The sequence below is a fragment of the Rhizobium sp. Leaf453 genome (assembly GCF_001425605.1).
GTDB lineage: Bacteria > Pseudomonadota > Alphaproteobacteria > Rhizobiales > Rhizobiaceae > Pararhizobium.
In genome coordinates, this window is the sequence record NZ_LMRG01000009.1 from 22,697 (window position 1) to 37,396 (window position 14,700).

Annotated in this window: 13 protein-coding genes; 3 read left to right on the plus strand and 10 right to left on the minus strand. The window is 61.2% G+C overall.

Features of this window, described 5'->3' with window-relative positions; translation table 11 throughout:
- Window position 1: 1 nt before the first annotated feature.
- Window positions 2-241 (plus strand): AbrB/MazE/SpoVT family DNA-binding domain-containing protein, encoded by a 240-nt coding sequence (locus tag ASG68_RS11915; RefSeq protein ID WP_062578926.1) that lies wholly within the window; start codon window positions 2-4, stop codon window positions 239-241.
- Window positions 242-354: 113 nt separating this feature from the next.
- Here ASG68_RS11915 and ASG68_RS11920 read toward each other — a convergent pair whose 3' ends face one another.
- The 5 genes from ASG68_RS11920 to ASG68_RS11940 all read right to left on the minus strand — a co-directional run bounded on the left by ASG68_RS11920 (window position 355) and on the right by ASG68_RS11940 (window position 7,421).
- A complete protein-coding gene (locus ASG68_RS11920) occupies window positions 355-3,528 on the minus strand; it encodes an efflux RND transporter permease subunit (protein ID WP_062578928.1) in 3,174 nt (1,057 codons plus the stop codon).
- A complete protein-coding gene (locus ASG68_RS11925; protein ID WP_062578930.1) occupies window positions 3,525-4,676 on the minus strand; it encodes an efflux RND transporter periplasmic adaptor subunit in 1,152 nt (383 codons plus the stop codon). The genes ASG68_RS11920 and ASG68_RS11925 overlap by 4 nt, the downstream gene beginning before the upstream one ends.
- Before the next feature lie 428 nt (window positions 4,677-5,104).
- A complete protein-coding gene (locus ASG68_RS11930) occupies window positions 5,105-5,605 on the minus strand; it encodes a DUF1097 domain-containing protein (protein ID WP_062604043.1) in 501 nt (166 codons plus the stop codon).
- Between the two features lie 66 nt (window positions 5,606-5,671).
- On the minus strand, window positions 5,672-6,574 hold the full coding sequence (locus tag ASG68_RS11935) for an SDR family oxidoreductase (protein WP_062578934.1): 903 nt from the start codon (window positions 6,572-6,574) through the stop codon (window positions 5,672-5,674).
- Window positions 6,575-6,680: 106 nt separating this feature from the next.
- Window positions 6,681-7,421 carry an SDR family oxidoreductase gene (locus ASG68_RS11940; RefSeq protein ID WP_062578937.1) on the minus strand — a complete coding sequence of 247 codons (741 nt, stop codon included), beginning with the start codon at window positions 7,419-7,421 and terminating at the stop codon, window positions 6,681-6,683.
- Between the two features lie 117 nt (window positions 7,422-7,538).
- Here ASG68_RS11940 and ASG68_RS11945 point away from each other — a divergent pair, with 117 nt between their 5' ends.
- Window positions 7,539-8,438, plus strand: coding sequence for a LysR family transcriptional regulator (locus ASG68_RS11945; protein WP_062578939.1), 900 nt, complete (start codon window positions 7,539-7,541; stop codon window positions 8,436-8,438).
- A 186-nt stretch (window positions 8,439-8,624) separates the two neighbouring features.
- Entirely contained in the window at window positions 8,625-9,845 is a 1,221-nt protein-coding gene (locus ASG68_RS11950) for an adenylate/guanylate cyclase domain-containing protein (protein ID WP_062579104.1), read from the plus strand.
- A gap of 9 nt (window positions 9,846-9,854) precedes the next feature.
- Here the strand turns inward: ASG68_RS11950 and ASG68_RS11955 are convergent, their stop codons facing one another.
- From ASG68_RS11955 to ASG68_RS11975, 5 genes are all read right to left on the minus strand, one after another.
- The gene (locus tag ASG68_RS11955; RefSeq protein WP_062578941.1) at window positions 9,855-10,286 is read right to left on the minus strand and encodes a hypothetical protein; all 432 of its coding nucleotides are present in this window, start codon (window positions 10,284-10,286) and stop codon (window positions 9,855-9,857) included.
- Between the two features lie 101 nt (window positions 10,287-10,387).
- Window positions 10,388-11,458 (minus strand): ABC transporter ATP-binding protein, encoded by a 1,071-nt coding sequence (locus ASG68_RS11960; protein ID WP_062578943.1) that lies wholly within the window; start codon window positions 11,456-11,458, stop codon window positions 10,388-10,390.
- A gap of 4 nt (window positions 11,459-11,462) precedes the next feature.
- Window positions 11,463-12,296 (minus strand): carbohydrate ABC transporter permease, encoded by an 834-nt coding sequence (locus ASG68_RS11965; RefSeq protein WP_062578945.1) that lies wholly within the window; start codon window positions 12,294-12,296, stop codon window positions 11,463-11,465.
- A 4-nt stretch (window positions 12,297-12,300) separates the two neighbouring features.
- Window positions 12,301-13,239 carry a carbohydrate ABC transporter permease gene (locus ASG68_RS11970; protein ID WP_062578947.1) on the minus strand — a complete coding sequence of 313 codons (939 nt, stop codon included), beginning with the start codon at window positions 13,237-13,239 and terminating at the stop codon, window positions 12,301-12,303.
- Window positions 13,240-13,429: 190 nt separating this feature from the next.
- Complete coding sequence (locus ASG68_RS11975; protein WP_062578949.1) at window positions 13,430-14,689, minus strand: ABC transporter substrate-binding protein; 1,260 nt, start codon at window positions 14,687-14,689, stop codon at window positions 13,430-13,432.
- Window positions 14,690-14,700 lie beyond the last annotated feature (11 nt).

The window sequence follows — 14,700 nt, forward strand, 5'->3', positions numbered from 1 at the left end:
GATGAGCGCGAAGGTGACAAGCAGGGGGCGGGTAACGATCCCCAAACCCGTGCGTGATCTATTGGGTCTCGTGCCGGGAACACTGGTCGATTTTCATTGCACCCTGAATGGTACCATCGTGCTGGCACGCGCGGATGAGAAGCATCCAGCGGGTCGCTTCAACAGGTTGCGCGGCCATGCGGGTGAAGGCTTTAGTACGGAAGCTATTATGGCGCTGACGCGTGGTGGCGAGCGCCTCTGATCGATACAAGATGGAGCTTGGATGTCTGGCATAACAGGCTCTCTAACTTTGCTCCGTCATCCTCGGGCTTGACCCGAGGATGACGGAGTTGGAGGCACCCTAACGACAACTCCTCAAATCATCCCCGCCTCCGGCGCCACCGGCGTTTCCTTCGGCTTGTACCGGAAGGAGCGCAGGGCGACGTAGAAGACCGGCGTGAGGAACAGGCCTAGCAGGGTGACGCCGAGCATGCCGGAGAAGACGGCGGTGCCGAGCGACTGGCGCATTTCCGCGCCCGGACCGGTGGCGATCATCAGCGGCACGACGCCGAGGATGAAGGCGAAGGCGGTCATCAGGATCGGACGCAGGCGCAGGCGGCTCGCCTCGATTGCCGCCTGAACCGGATTCATGCCGTCGTCCTGCGCTTGCCGGGCGAACTCGACGATCAGGATGGCGTTCTTGGCGGCAAGGCCGATGAGGACGATCAGGCCGATCTGCGTCAGGATATTGTTGTCCTGTCCGCGCAGCGACACGCCGATCAGTGCCGCCAGCACGGCCATCGGCACGACAAGGATGATGGCGAGCGGCAGGACCCAGCTTTCATACTGTGCCGATAGCGCCAGGAAGACGAAGATCACCGACAGCGCGAAGATGAAGATCGCGGTATTGCCGGTGTTGCGTTCCTGGAAAGCGAGGTCAGTCCACTCGAACGAGGTGCCGGGCGGCAGGATCTTGGCAGCCAGTCCTTCCATGGTGTCGAGCGCCGTGCCGGTCGAGACGCCGGGACCCGGATTTCCCTGGATCGGGACGGAGACATACATGTTGTAGCGCTGGACGAGCGACGGGCCGGTCGTGTCCTTGATTTCGACCAGCGTGCCAAGCGGCACGAGCGCGCCGGTGGCGGAGCGGACCTTCAGCGCCAGAATGTCATCGCGCTCCAGCCGGTATTGCTGGTCGGCCTGGGCGCGCACCTGATAGACGCGGCCGAACGCGTTGAAGTCGTTCACATAGGATGTGCCGAGATTGATCGACAGCGTCTCGAAGATATTGGGGATCGGGACGTTCAGCGCCCGCGCCTTGTCGCGATCGACCGCGAGGAAGTATTGCGGGCTAGAGGCGGAGAAGGTGGTGAAGACGCCCGCGACTCCTTCGGTCTGGGCCGCGGCACCCATCATCTGGTAGGCAAGGCCGAGAACGCGGCGCATGTCGGAGCTTTCGCGATCGACGATCTGCATCTTGAAGCCGCCGGAATTGCCGATACCCCGGATGGACGGCGGCGGCACGGCAATGATGAAGGCCTCCTGGATGCTCTGCAGCGTTCCGTACAGCTGGCCGATGATCTGGTTGGCGCTCTGGCCGTGTTTCAGACGCTCCTCGAACGTATCGAAGGCGGCGAAGACCACGCCGGAATTCGACGCATTGGTGAAGGTCGCGCCGTTGAAGCCGGAGAAGGCGACGGCATTCTTGACGCCGGGAACCTTGAGGATCATGTCGGAGGCGCGCTTGATCACCGCATCGGTCCGCGCCAGCGAGGCGCCATCCGGAAGCTGGACCACGACGATCGCGTATCCCTGGTCCATGGTCGGCACGAAGCCGCTCGGGACCGTCTTTCCCATATACCAGGTGGCGGTCAGAAGGCCGGCGAAGACAAGCAAGGTCGCGGCGAGCGCAGTCTTGGTCGCAACGAGATGGCCGACCACCCAGGCATAACCCCTGGTCATACGGTCGAAGCCATTGTTGAAGCCGTTGGCAAGGCTACGGCCAACGCGGGTGAATGGATTGCGCGTCTCGTGATGCTCCTGATGTGGTCGCAAGAGCAGGGCGGCCAGCGCCGGCGAGAGCGTCAGCGAATTCAGCGCCGAAATGGCGGTGGCGACCGAGATTGTCACGGCGAACTGCAGGTAGAACTGGCCGGATATGCCGGGAATGAAGGCTGTCGGCACAAAGACGGCGATCAACACGAGCGAAATGGCGACGACGGCGGTACCGACCTCGTCCATCGTCACATGCGATGCCTGTTTCGGCGTCATGCCCTTGGCCAGATTTCGCTCGACATTCTCCACCACGACGATCGCGTCATCGACGACGATGCCGATCGCGAGAACTAGTCCGAACAGCGTGAGCATGTTCAGCGAGAAGCCGAAGGCGACGAGAAAGGCGAAGCAGCCGATCAGCGACACGGGAATGGCGATGATCGGAATCAGCGCCGTGCGCCAGGATTGCAGGAAGACGAGAACGACGATGGCGACGAGGGCCGCCGCCTCGAGGATCGTCTTGTAGACCTCGTTGATGGATTCCGAGATGAATTCGGTGGGGTTGTAGACGATCGTGTATTCGAGGCCGGGCGGGAAATCCTTCTTCAGGGTCTCCATCGTCGCCTTGATCTGTTCGGCGGCCTCAAGCGCATTGGTGCCCGGCCGCGAGAAGATGCCCATCGCCACGGCGGCCTTGCCGTTCAGGTAACTGTTGGTGACGTAGTCCTTGGCGCCAAGCTCGATGCGGGCAACGTCTTGCAATTGCACGAGGCGGCCGCTGGCTGTCGCCTTGACGATGACATAACGGAACTGGCGCGGATCGCTGAAACGCCCCTCGGTTGTCACGGTATACTGGAAGGCGTTTGTGCCGGCGGTCGGCGGCCCGCCGATCGAGCCGCCCGAGACCTGGACGTTCTGGTCACGCAGGGCCTGCACGATGTCACCCGATGTCATACCATAGGCGGAAAGCTTCTGCGGGTCGAGCCAGATGCGCAGGGCATATTCGCGCTCGCCGAACAGGATGACGTCACCGACACCGTCAAGCCGCACGAGCAGATCGCGGGCGTGGCTGCGGGCATAGTTGGAGACATAGAGCTGGTCGTAGCGATCGTTCGGCGAGATGAGATGGACGACCATCATCAGGTCAGGCGAACTCTTTGCTGTGGTAACGCCGATGCGGCGGACCTCTTCGGGCAGGCGCGGTTCGGCGATCGCAACACGGTTCTGGACGAGAACCTGCGCCTGGTCGAGGTCGGTACCGAGCTTGAAGGTCACGGTCAGTGCCATCGAGCCGTCGGCGGTGGAATAGGAGGACATGTAGAGCATGCCCTCGACACCGTTGATTTCCTGTTCGAGCGGGGTCGAAACCGTATTGGCGATCGTTTCGGCGTCGGCGCCCGGATAGGCGGTGCGGATAACGATGGTCGGCGGCGCGATTTCCGGATACTGGGCGACGGGAAGCTGGAAATAGGCGATGCCGCCGACGATCAGCAGGAAGATGGACACGACCGAGGCGAAGATCGGCCGGTCGACGAAGAAATGGGCAAATCTCATTGGCCATTCTCCGAGGTCGCGGCTTCGGGCGGCAGGGTCACGAGCTTCGGGTCGAGGACGACGCCGGGGCGCAGCCGGGTGAGGCCGTTGACGACGATCGTCTCGGTGCCTGTCAGGCCTTCGCGAATGACGCGGTATCCGTAGAGCCTCGGTCCGAGCCGCACCTGTTTGGTCGAGAAGGTACCATCATCAGCGACGACATAGACGACGCGCTGGTCCTGATCCGAGCCGATCGCGTCGTCCGGCACAAGGATACCCTGATAGGTGTTCGACGCATTGACCTGGACGCGGCCGAACAGGCCCGGCTGCAAAACGAAATCCGGATTGTCGAAACGGGCGCGCACGCGCATCGTGCCGGTCTCCTGATCGACGCGATTTTCGGCGAAATCGAGCTTGCCCTTGAAGGGCTTCTCGGTCGAGTCCGCGATAGTGACCGAGACTTCCAGCGAGCCGCCGCCTTCTTGCAGGTCGCTGCCATGCTCGCGGGCGACTCGGGCATAGTTCAGCAGGCGACGCTCATCGACGTCGAAGTAGAAATCGATCGGATCGAGGGAGACAATGGTTGTCAGCGCGGTCTGGTCTGCCTGGACGAGATTGCCGACCGAGATCAGCCGTCTGTCGATGCGGCCACTGAGCGGCGCCTTGATGACCGTATATTCCATGTCGAGCTTGGCACGCGCGAGGCTCGCTTCCGCGCCACGGATATTGGCTTGCGCCGAGCGCAGTTCGCGACGGCGATCATCGAGAACCGAGACGGCGAGCGTGCCCTTCTGGACGAGGGATTCTGTCCGGGTGAACTCGGATTCGGCAAAAGTCAGGGTGGACTTGGCGACTTCCTGCGAGGAGGTTGCGATATCGAGCGCGGTCTGGAAGGGACGCTGGTCGATGACGAAGAGCTGGTCCCCCTTTTTCACCATGGCGCCATCCTTGAAATCGATCTGGTCGAGATAACCACCGACGCGGGCGCGCAGGGTCACCTCGTCGACAGGCTCGAAGCGGCCGATGAATTCATCGCTGTCGACGACATCCCGGACAACCGGCTTGGCGACGGTCACGGCCGCCTTGGGCTGTTCCTGTGCCTGAAGGCTGCTTGTCGCAAGAGTTGTGGAGAAGAGCAATATCGCCGGAACCAACCAGTATCGTGTCATCTGCAAGCCCTCTGAAGCGCATCGAAACGCCGGTCCCGGGAGGCGGAACGGACGCGTTCGTGAAGATTGTCTCTGGTCGAGCCTTGCCGGACTTAAAACAGGATGACGGGCAGTCGGGGCACGGGTTGACCAGCCGCGGATCGTTTGAAATTTACAAGTATTTCAAGTCTGTAGAGTGAGCGATTTTCAGTTTTCGCCGAGCTGTCCCGGTGGGTGCGCTGACAGCCAGCATATGCTTTTCAGGGGCAGCTTACATTATTCGGATTGTGTGTCATCCCGGAAAAGGCGTGAACGCTCAAGCAGGCGCTATTTAAGATTTTCCTTGTGTTCACAGTCGCTTGCTGTGCACGGATCCTTCTTTCCGGCATGGTTGTGAAAACGATCAAAGCCGGAGGCCTCCCCGACTTTGATCGCTTCTGTAGCCGGCGTTACGCCTGCAGGATCTTTCCCTGCAGGCGATGGGCGATCCAGGCGGCGACGGTGCCGAGGCCGCTGACACTGGCGAGTTCCCCGAATGCGAGCAGTCCGGGTTCGAGATGAGCAGCGAAGAAGGTGATCAGGCCGAGGAAATAGGCCGGCACATTGTTGACCGGTGCCAGCGCGCGCAGTGAAACGACGATGATGGCGACCACGAAAACCACCGCACCGAAGGCGAACGGGCCGAGGAGAGGCAGCAATGTGCCAACGGCAAGGGCTGCAAGGACACCGAAGGCGATGCCCATGGCGAGGCAGAGATAGCTGAAGAGGGCATCCCTGGCAGACTGTCCCCGGGTGAAAAACGCGACCCAGCCCATGAACATGGCCCAGACCGGCCAGCCGAGGCTGGCGGAAGTTGTCGCCGCGACGGCGGCGGTCACTGCGGCAACGAGTGTCAGGAGGTTGAAGCGAATGGAGGCCGGGGCCGGCGCAGTCTTGATGTCGGAGGTCATTGTCTTCTCCTTTGCTGGTTGGGCCTTCCGGTCCTCCAAGGTTGCGGAGTACCGGAAGACTGAAGTTCAGGCGTTTGCGGCGGGCGTCAAAAGATCTTCCAGGCCGATGCGGCGGAACAGTTCGGCGCGGACACGATCGGCGACGCCATTGACGATCTCGGCGCCATCCTGCGACGGATCGATATGGACGCGGAAAGGGCGTGTTCCGAACGGCTTGCCGATGACATCGACGATGGCGGTCGCGACGGAGCCCGCATCGGCATCGGCGGGTTCTAGTGCGGCTAGGCCCTTGAGTGCTTGATCGGGAATGCCGGCATAGGGACCCTCGTCATATTCGGCTGCGCGGGCCTTGTCGGATGGCGCGCCGGCATGGGCGAAATGATTGGTGCCCTTGGTGAAGGCGCCGGGAACGATGATCGAGGTCTCGATGCCCCAGCGGGTGAGTTCCGAGGCATAGGAGACGGCGAGCGAGTCCATCGCGGCCTTGGCGGCGAAATAGGGCGACAGGTAAGGCGGCGTGCCGCCGCGCGTCGAGGAGGAGGAAACCCAGACGACCAGCCCCTTGCCCTGCCTGCGCAGATGCGGAAGGGCAGCGCGGTTGACCCGCTGCGTGCTGAGCACATTGATGTCGAACAGTTCCGCGAACTGTTCCGGTGTGAAGGCTTCGGCGGGGCCGAAGGACATGTGCCCGGCATTGTGGATGACGACGTCGAGACGGCCGGCCTCGGCGATGATCTTTGCAATCCCGGTTTCGACCGAGGCGTCGTCGGCAACGTCCAGTTCGACGGAGCGCAGATCGACATTGTGCTCGCGGGCAAAGGCTGCGGCGTCTGCCACAGCGGGAGCATTACGGCCTTCGGTGGCGCGGATGCCTGCATAGACGATGTGGCCGGCCTTGGCGAGTGCGCGGGCGGTGAGGGCACCGAAACCTGAAGAAGCCCCGGTGATGACGATGATTTGCCTGCTCATGATCGTTTCCTTTCAGACATGCGGTTTCGGGCGATGCGAGACCGCGCTTGATGGACAATCTGTTTGGGGGAGGACAGCGGCGATCATGCCACCGTCAGACGAGGCCTCAAATGAGGCCGCCGTTGGCGCGCAGGGTCTGGCCGTTGATCCAGCCGCCGTCGGCGCTGGCGAGCAGCGATACGACCGATGCGATGTCCTCAGGCGTGCCGAGACGTTCCATCGGGTTCATCTTGGCCATGCGGGCGATCAGTTCTTCGGACTTGCCGTTGAGGAACAGGTCGGTGGCGACCGGGCCGGGGGCAACGGCGTTGACAGTGATGTCACGGCCGCGCATTTCCTTGGCCACGATCGCTGTCATCGTTTCCACGGCCGCCTTTGTAGCCGCGTAAATGCCGTAGGTTTCCAGTTTCAGGCCGACGACGCTGGTCGAGAAGTTGATGATCCGGCCGCCATTGCGCAGGCGCTTGGCTGCTTCCCGCATGGTATTGAACGTGCCCTTCAGGTTGACGCCGATCTGACGATCGAAACTGGCATCGTCGGCGTCGCCGATCGGCGAGAGCGCCATGATCCCGGCATTGTTGACCAAAACATCGATGCCGCCGAAGGCGGCTTCGGCCGCATCGAACAGGCCGCGCACGGCCTCCGCATTGCTGACGTCAGCCTTCGCGGTCAATGCCATGCCACCGGCCCGTTCGATCGTCCGGGCCAGTTCCTCGGCCGGTTCGGCATTGCCGGAATAGTTGATGACGACGGTGAAGCCGTCCTTTGCCAAACGTTCGGCAATCGCGGCGCCGATGCCGCGGGATGCGCCGGTTACCAGGGCGACCTTGTTTTCGGTGATAGCCATTATCGTTCTCCTTCAGTCATCTGCGCTTCGGCGCGTTTTCGATGAGGCAAAGATGCGCCTTTCCATTTGGCGAATAATCATCCAATAATCGGCATCACTATCCGGGAAAGACGAATAATGGACAGGTTCGATGCGATGCGGGTTTTTACCCGCGTGGTGGAACGGCGCAGCTTCACATTGGCTGCCGAGGATACGGGACTGCCGCGTTCGACGGTGACCGATGCGGTCAAGCAGCTCGAGACACGTCTTGGCGTGCGCCTGCTGCAACGCACGACGCGGCATGTCAGTCCGACGCTCGATGGCGAGGCCTATTACCGGCGCTGCCTGGCGATCCTCTCGGATATCGAGGATGCCGAGGCCGCCTTTGCCGGCGCCAAACCCAAGGGGCTGCTCAGGGTTGATGTGCACGGCAAGATGGCTCGGCATTTCGTCCTGCCGGGGCTGCCGGCCTTTCTGGCAAATTTTCCCGATATCCAGCTTTACATGAGCGAGGGAGACCGGTTCGTCGATCTGGTCCGCGAGGGCATCGACTGCGTCCTCAGGGCTGGCGAGTTGCAGGACAGCGACATGGTCGCCCGGCGGGTGGGACTGCTGGACGAGATCACCTGCATCGCGCCGGCCTATATCGAGCGCTTCGGCATCCCCCAGAACCTCGACGAACTGGAGGGCCACCAGATGATCGGCTTCTGGTCGACGGCGACAGGCGGCCTGCTGCCACTTGAATTCACCGTGGCCGGAACGATCCGTCATATCACCTTGCCTGCGACGATCTCCGTCAATGGCGCCGATACGCTGACGGCTGCGGCACGGCTGGGGCTTGGCATCATGCAGGCGCCGCGTTATTCGCTGGAGGAGGATCTGCGGCAGGGAACGCTGGTCGAGATATTGCCGGATACGCCGCCGACCCCGACGCCGGTCTCGCTGCTCTATCCGAGAAACCGCCAGCTGTCTCCGCGCGTCCGGGTTTTCATCGATTGGGTGTCGCGTGAATTTGCCGCAAGAAAGACCGCGCTATAGAAAATTCGGAGCGGTGGCTTGCCTTTTGCGGGGCGGTTTCCCATATGCCGCGTCCAGCCTTCCGTCCGCTTGCCGGACATCTCAGCATGACACATCCCGAGCCGACCCTGCATGACCTGAAATCCATTCCGGATATCAGATCCATGCGATAGATATATGAAAGCCGGGGGAATCAGGACGATCGACATGAACGCAAATGACATCGGAGAGCTTTCCGCCTGGCTGACGACGCAGGGCCTCAAGGGCACGGACGAAATGGACATCGTCAACGGCTTCTGCCAGCGCGCCCGCGAGATCGGTATGCGGCTCGATCGCGGCCTGGCGCTGATCGATACGTTGCATCCGGTCTATGAAGGTCGGGCGTTCCAGTGGGACAGCAAGGAACCGGTGCGCGGCGCCTTCGAATATGGCCCGACCAATGAAGGCGTTTCGGCCGAGAACTGGGAGCGTTCCGCTTTCTATCACCTGCGCGAGAACAACGGGCATGAAATCCGACGCCGTCTCGGCTTCGGCGATCCCGCCGACTTCTTTGCGCTGGATACAATGCTGGCCGCCGGCCATAAGGACTACATCGCGATGATCCATCGCTTCGCGCAGGACAGCCATATCGGCGATATGGACTGTTTTTACTCCCACTGGGCGACGATGGATCCGGACGGCTTTCGCGACGAGGATCTCGCAGCGCTCCGTCAACTCGTCCCGGTGCTGGCGCTGGCGATCAAGTCCGGTTCCCTGAACCGGATCTCGCGCACGATCGCGGAGGTCTACCTCGGGGAAGATGCCGCGAAGCAGGTGCTGGAGGGCCGTATCTCGCGTGGCAAGGCGGAACGGATTTCGGCTGTCCTTTGGTTCTCCGACCTGCAGAACTACACCCGCATTTCCGACAATCTTGCACCGGACGAGATCATTCCCTTCCTCAACGACTATGCCGACGCGGTGATTTCCTCGATCCACGAGGCGGGCGGCAATGTGCTGAAGCTGATAGGCGATGGGACGCTGGCGATCTTCAAGGCCGAGGAGCGGGAGGACGCGTGCAAACGGGCGCTGCTTGCACAGACGCAATTGCGCGAAAAGCTGAAGGGTCTGAACGAGCGGCGCATGCTCGAAGGCCGGCCTGTGACGGAGGTCTATCTCGGCCTTCACATCGGCGATGTCTTCTACGGCAATATCGGCGCCAGCGACCGCCTCGACTTCACCGTCATCGGCCCCGCCGTCAACGAGGTCAGCCGCATCGCCTCGATGTGCCGCTTCGTCGACCGCAGCGTCATCATGTCCTCGCAATTCGTTGCTGCCGCGCCGCCGCCACGGGGTTCGGAGGTGGTCTCGATCGGCCGTTATGCGCTGCGTGGCGTCAAGCGGGCGCAGGAATTGTTCACGCTTCTGCCGCTGGAGAAGATCGAAGGATAGAGGTGCCGTTCAGGAGTGGCTGCTTTGGCTTGTGCCGAAGAAGTATCCGGCTGCAAGGGACACCACGGTTCCAAGGGTGGCGACCACGTTTTGCTTCAAGGGATTTTCGCTCGTCAAACCGATGCCCGACAACACGACGAGCAATCCGAAGAACACGACACCGCTGAGGACCGGCTTTGAAAGGATCTTGTCGAACCAGGTTCTGCTGCATTGCCTTTGAAGGAAATGGGCCAGTTCCTCCGTAGTCGAAAACACCTTGACCTGATGGGATGGCGTGACGAAAACGATCTCCTCGTGAGCAACCATGTTGTCAGATCGAACGACGACAATCGTCCCGGAAAACAGATTTTCCGCGATGTCGGTCACTTCCGGATTCTGGAGATCCGGATAGCGCGATTTGATGACCGGAATGACCAAGTCCCGATATGCAGCCACGTCCATTGTCCTGCTCCCCAACAGAATTTCAGCAGGATCGAATGTATAGAGATATACACGCTTTAGTAAATGGTTAAACTTAACACAACCATTGATTGTTTTCTGCGCTAAACCTTGCGACCTTCCTCGTTGAAGAAATGCAAGTTGGCGACCGGCAGCTTCACCGCGACTTCACCATGCATGCCAAGGAAGCCGCGGTCGAGCGTGAAAGCCTTGAAGCTGGCGGGGCCAAGCTTCAGATGGACGATGATGCCGAAGCCGGTGGGCTCGACCAGTTCGACGGTGGCCGTCATCGCATCCGGGCCTTCGGCGCCGAGGATAACGTGTTCCGGACGGATGCCGAGTGTCGCGCGGCTGCCGTCGGTGAGGTTGGCGGTGCCGCCAAGCGGCAGGACGCCGCCACCGGTCAGCGCGAAGCTTGCGGTATCGCCGGTGGCCATGTAGCGGCCCTCGAAGAAGTTCATGCCCGGCGAGCCGATGAAGCTGGCAACGAAGAGGTTGGCGGGGTTGTCGTAGAGTTCAAGCGGGCTGCCGACCTGCTGGATGACGCCGCCATGCATGGCGACGATGCGGTCGGCGAGCGTCATCGCTTCGATCTGGTCGTGGGTGACGTAGATCGAGGTGGCGCCGAGATCCTGGTGCAGTTTTTTGATTTCGGCGCGCATCTGTTCGCGCAGGCGGGCGTCGAGGTTGGACAATGGCTCGTCGAACAGGAAGGCCTTCGGTTCACGCACGATGGCGCGGCCCATGGCGACACGCTGGCGCTGGCCGCCGGAGAGCGCCTTCGGGCGCCGCTCCATCAACGGATCGAGCCCGAGCTTGCCGGCAGCATTGGCAACCACCGAAGCGATCTTTTCCTTGGCGGTTTTCCTGAGGCGCAGGCTGTAGCTCATGTTCTTGGCCACACTCATATGCGGATAGAGTGCATAGGACTGGAACACCATGGCGATGTCGCGGTCCTTCGGGGCGAGGTCGTTGACGCGCTTGCCGTCGATGCGGATCTCGCCATCGGTGACGGCCTCGAGGCCCGCGATCATCCGCAGCAGCGTGGACTTGCCGCAGCCGGATGGGCCGACCAGCACGACGAACTCGCCATCCCTGATATCGAGATCGACGCCGTGCAGCACCGGATGGATGCCGTAGGACTTATGGATGTTGGAAATATCGATCGATGCCATGGGATCAGCCTTTCACGGCGCCGGCCGTCAGGCCCTGCACGAGGTAACGTTGGATCAACAGGAAGAACAGGCAGGCCGGGATCAGCGCGAGCACGCCCGCCGCCATCATCTGTCCAAAGTCGACAGAGAATTTGGAGACGAAGGAAAGCAGCCCGACCGGGAAGGTCGCGGCGTCGTTGCCGGAAATCAGCATCAGCGAGAACAGGAGTTCGCTCCAGGCGGCCGTGAAGACGAAGCCGAGTGTCGCGGCGATGCCGGGCAGCGTCAGCGGCAGGATGATCTGGCGGAAGGCGACGAACTGCGTCGCGCCGTCGATCATTGCCGCCTCTTCCAGGTCCTTTGGGATGCCGTCGAAGAAAGACTGCATGAGGAAGGTTGCAAAAGGCACGTTGAAGGCGGTGTAGACGATGACCAAACCCGTAAGGCTGTTGGTCAGGCCGAGCGGCGACAGGATCTTGAAGATCGGCGCGACCAGCATGACCAGCGGGAACATCTGGGTCAGCAGCATCAGCGTCACGATCCAGTATTTGCCGCGGAAATTGAAGCGCGACATCGCATAGCCGGCGAGCGAGGCAAGCACGGTAACGATGACGGCGGTCGAGCCGGAAACGATAAGGCTGTTCTTGAAAAAGGTCGGGAATTCGCTGTGTTTCAGCACGAATTCGAAATGCTCGAAACTGGTCCGCGACGGCCACATCCGGATGCCTTCGGAATAAAGCAGCTTGTTGGGCGTGACCGAGACTTTCAAAAGCCAGTAAAGCGGGAACAGCGCGAAGACCACATAGGCGAGGATGGCCAGCCGATGGGCGACGATGGAGACGATGCGTTTTCCGGTCATGATCTCAATCCTTGCTCAGAAGCCATTGCCGCAGAACGACGATCAGCATGGAATAGGTGATGAGCAGCACCAGCAAAACGAGTGCGATCGCCGAGGCGTAGCCGAAATCCAGCCGCTTGAAGGCCTGGGTGAAGATATAGCTGGCGACGATCTGGCTCCGGTCTGCTGGTCCGCCATTGGTCATGACGATGATCAGGTCGGCGAAATTGGAAATCCAGACGGTGCGCAACAGCACGGTTATGGCGATGGTCGGCGCAAGGAAGGGCAAGGTGATCGACAGGAACCGCTGAACCGGGCCGGCGCCGTCGATGCTGGCGGCCTCGTAGAGATCGCGCGGGATCGCCTGCAGGGCGGCCAGCAGAGTGATTGCGAAGAAGGGAATGCCCCACCAGACGTTGGCGATGATCGGTCCCCACATGGAAAGCTGTGGGTCCGACAGGATGTTGGACGGTTCGTTCATGATCCCCAGCGCAAACATCCAGTGCGGCAACGGACCGACAACAGGATTGAAGAGCCAGGACCAGTTGAGGCCGGCGAGGAAACTCGGCACGGCCCAGGGCAGGAAGACCAGCGCCTGGACGATGCCGCGACCATAAAAGGGCTTGTCGAGCAGCAGCGCCAGGATCAGGCCGAAGACAAACTGCAGCAGCACGGACCAGCCGGTCCACCAGAGCGTGTTCTTCAGAGCCCGGTAGAAATTGTCGTCCTGCGACAGCGTCTTGAAATGATCGAGCCCGATGAAGCTGCCGGAAAACGGATTGAGCAACTGGATATCACGGAAAGCATAGGAAATGCCGAGCACCAGCGGCACCAGCATGACGGTGACGATTAGGATCAGCGCGGGCGCGCTGTAGAGGTAGGGTGCGGACGCATCCGCCAGGCGCTTTTTCAGCGGTCGCTGGTCTCTGCGCGTGCCGTCATTGCGGGCTGCAAGTGAAGCCATCGTCAAATATTTCCGTTTCGCAATCGTTCGTTAGTCAAGACAGCCCCCTCTGGCCTGTCGGCCATCTCCCCCACAAGGGGGGAGACCCGGCCGCGGCCTTTGGTTTTCACCCTCGGACTGAGCGGCAGGTTAAGCCCCTCCCCCTTGTGGGGAGGGGTTGGGGAGGGGCTCACAGGCGCAAAGTCCTGACTTACTTGCTCGCCAGGAACTTCTGCTGAGCCTTGGTCATGTATTCAGCCCACTGCTTGGCCATGTCTTCCGGCGTGATATCGCCGAGCATGGCCTCCTGGCTGGTCTTGATCGCCATCGAATCCTTGAAGAAGGCGAATTCTTCGAGATAGGTCGGCATGACGGTCGGGACGGCGTCCTTGTCCGCCAGTTCCTCGAACCAGCCCTTGAACTGGTCGGTGGCAAAGAACGGGTCCTTCTCGGCGGACTTCAGGGCCGGCAGGGCGCCGATCTTCTTGTTCCACTCGACATTGCCTTCCGGGCCTTCGAGGGTGGCGATCAGCTTCCAGGACAGGTCCTTGTTTTCGCTGGCCGACATCATCGACCAACCGGCAAAGCCGATCGTCGGGAAGGTCTTGCCCGACGGACCCTTCGGCATGGTGGTGATGCCGTAGTCCGCGGCATCCATACGTTCGGCAATCGCGATCAGCGCATCCGGATCCTGGTCGAGCATGGCGCAGGTTCCGGTATAGAAGCCGGCGACGATCTCGTTGAAGCCCCAGTTGACGCTGTCCTTCGGTGCGTAACCGTTCTTGTAAAGGTCGGTGAGCCAGGTGAAGCCCTTGACCCAGCCTTCTTCCGAGAATTTCGACGTGCCGTCGGCATTGAAGAATGTGTTGTCGCCAGCCATCGTGGCGCCCATCATCATCCAGCCATTGAGGCCGCCCGGGCCGCCGCGCATGCAATAGGCATATTTGCCCGGCAGCTTCTTGATTTTCTCGGCGGCTGCGACGAAATCGTCCATCGTCTTCGGCGGGCCGTCGACGCCGGCTTCGGCGAAGATCTTCTTGTTGTAGAACATGGCGCGCAGATAGAAGCCGTAGGGCAGCATATAGGCCGTGTCCTTGACGTCGCGGCCGAGTTCGAGCGCGCGATCGGTCAGCTGCGGCGTGTGCTCCCAGTCCTTCAGGTAGGGCTCGAGGCTTTCGAGCATGCCGTTGTTGGCATAGAGCGACAGCCAGGTATCCGGCATTTCCATGACGTCGGGAATTTCACCGGCCGAAACCATGGTCGCGAACTTCTGGAACGCTTCGCCCCAAGGCAGCGAGATGACCTCGACCGTCGTGCCCGGATTGGCCGCTTCGAACTTGGCGACGATCGACTTCAGCGTTTCGGTGCGTTCCGGGCTGGTGATCACTTCCACCAGCTTGAGCTTGGTATCGGCAAGCGCGCTGCCTGCCATCAGCGAGGCGAACAATGTCGCCGCAATCAGTTTCCTCATGTTCGTTTCCC

What these genes read in the sequence shown, in the direction of transcription:
- ASG68_RS11915 (WP_062578926.1), top strand. Translation starts at nt 2, where the DNA reads ATGAGCGCGAAGGTGACAAGCAGGGGGCGGGTAACGATCCCCAAACCC.
- ASG68_RS11920 (WP_062578928.1), bottom strand. Translation starts at nt 3,528, where the DNA reads ATGAGATTTGCCCATTTCTTCGTCGACCGGCCGATCTTCGCCTCGGTC.
- ASG68_RS11925 (WP_062578930.1), bottom strand. Translation starts at nt 4,676, where the DNA reads ATGACACGATACTGGTTGGTTCCGGCGATATTGCTCTTCTCCACAACT.
- ASG68_RS11930 (WP_062604043.1), bottom strand. Translation starts at nt 5,605, where the DNA reads ATGACCTCCGACATCAAGACTGCGCCGGCCCCGGCCTCCATTCGCTTC.
- ASG68_RS11935 (WP_062578934.1), bottom strand. Translation starts at nt 6,574, where the DNA reads ATGAGCAGGCAAATCATCGTCATCACCGGGGCTTCTTCAGGTTTCGGT.
- ASG68_RS11940 (WP_062578937.1), bottom strand. Translation starts at nt 7,421, where the DNA reads ATGGCTATCACCGAAAACAAGGTCGCCCTGGTAACCGGCGCATCCCGC.
- ASG68_RS11945 (WP_062578939.1), top strand. Translation starts at nt 7,539, where the DNA reads ATGGACAGGTTCGATGCGATGCGGGTTTTTACCCGCGTGGTGGAACGG.
- ASG68_RS11950 (WP_062579104.1), top strand. Translation starts at nt 8,625, where the DNA reads ATGAACGCAAATGACATCGGAGAGCTTTCCGCCTGGCTGACGACGCAG.
- ASG68_RS11955 (WP_062578941.1), bottom strand. Translation starts at nt 10,286, where the DNA reads ATGGACGTGGCTGCATATCGGGACTTGGTCATTCCGGTCATCAAATCG.
- ASG68_RS11960 (WP_062578943.1), bottom strand. Translation starts at nt 11,458, where the DNA reads ATGGCATCGATCGATATTTCCAACATCCATAAGTCCTACGGCATCCAT.
- ASG68_RS11965 (WP_062578945.1), bottom strand. Translation starts at nt 12,296, where the DNA reads ATGACCGGAAAACGCATCGTCTCCATCGTCGCCCATCGGCTGGCCATC.
- ASG68_RS11970 (WP_062578947.1), bottom strand. Translation starts at nt 13,239, where the DNA reads ATGGCTTCACTTGCAGCCCGCAATGACGGCACGCGCAGAGACCAGCGA.
- ASG68_RS11975 (WP_062578949.1), bottom strand. Translation starts at nt 14,689, where the DNA reads ATGAGGAAACTGATTGCGGCGACATTGTTCGCCTCGCTGATGGCAGGC.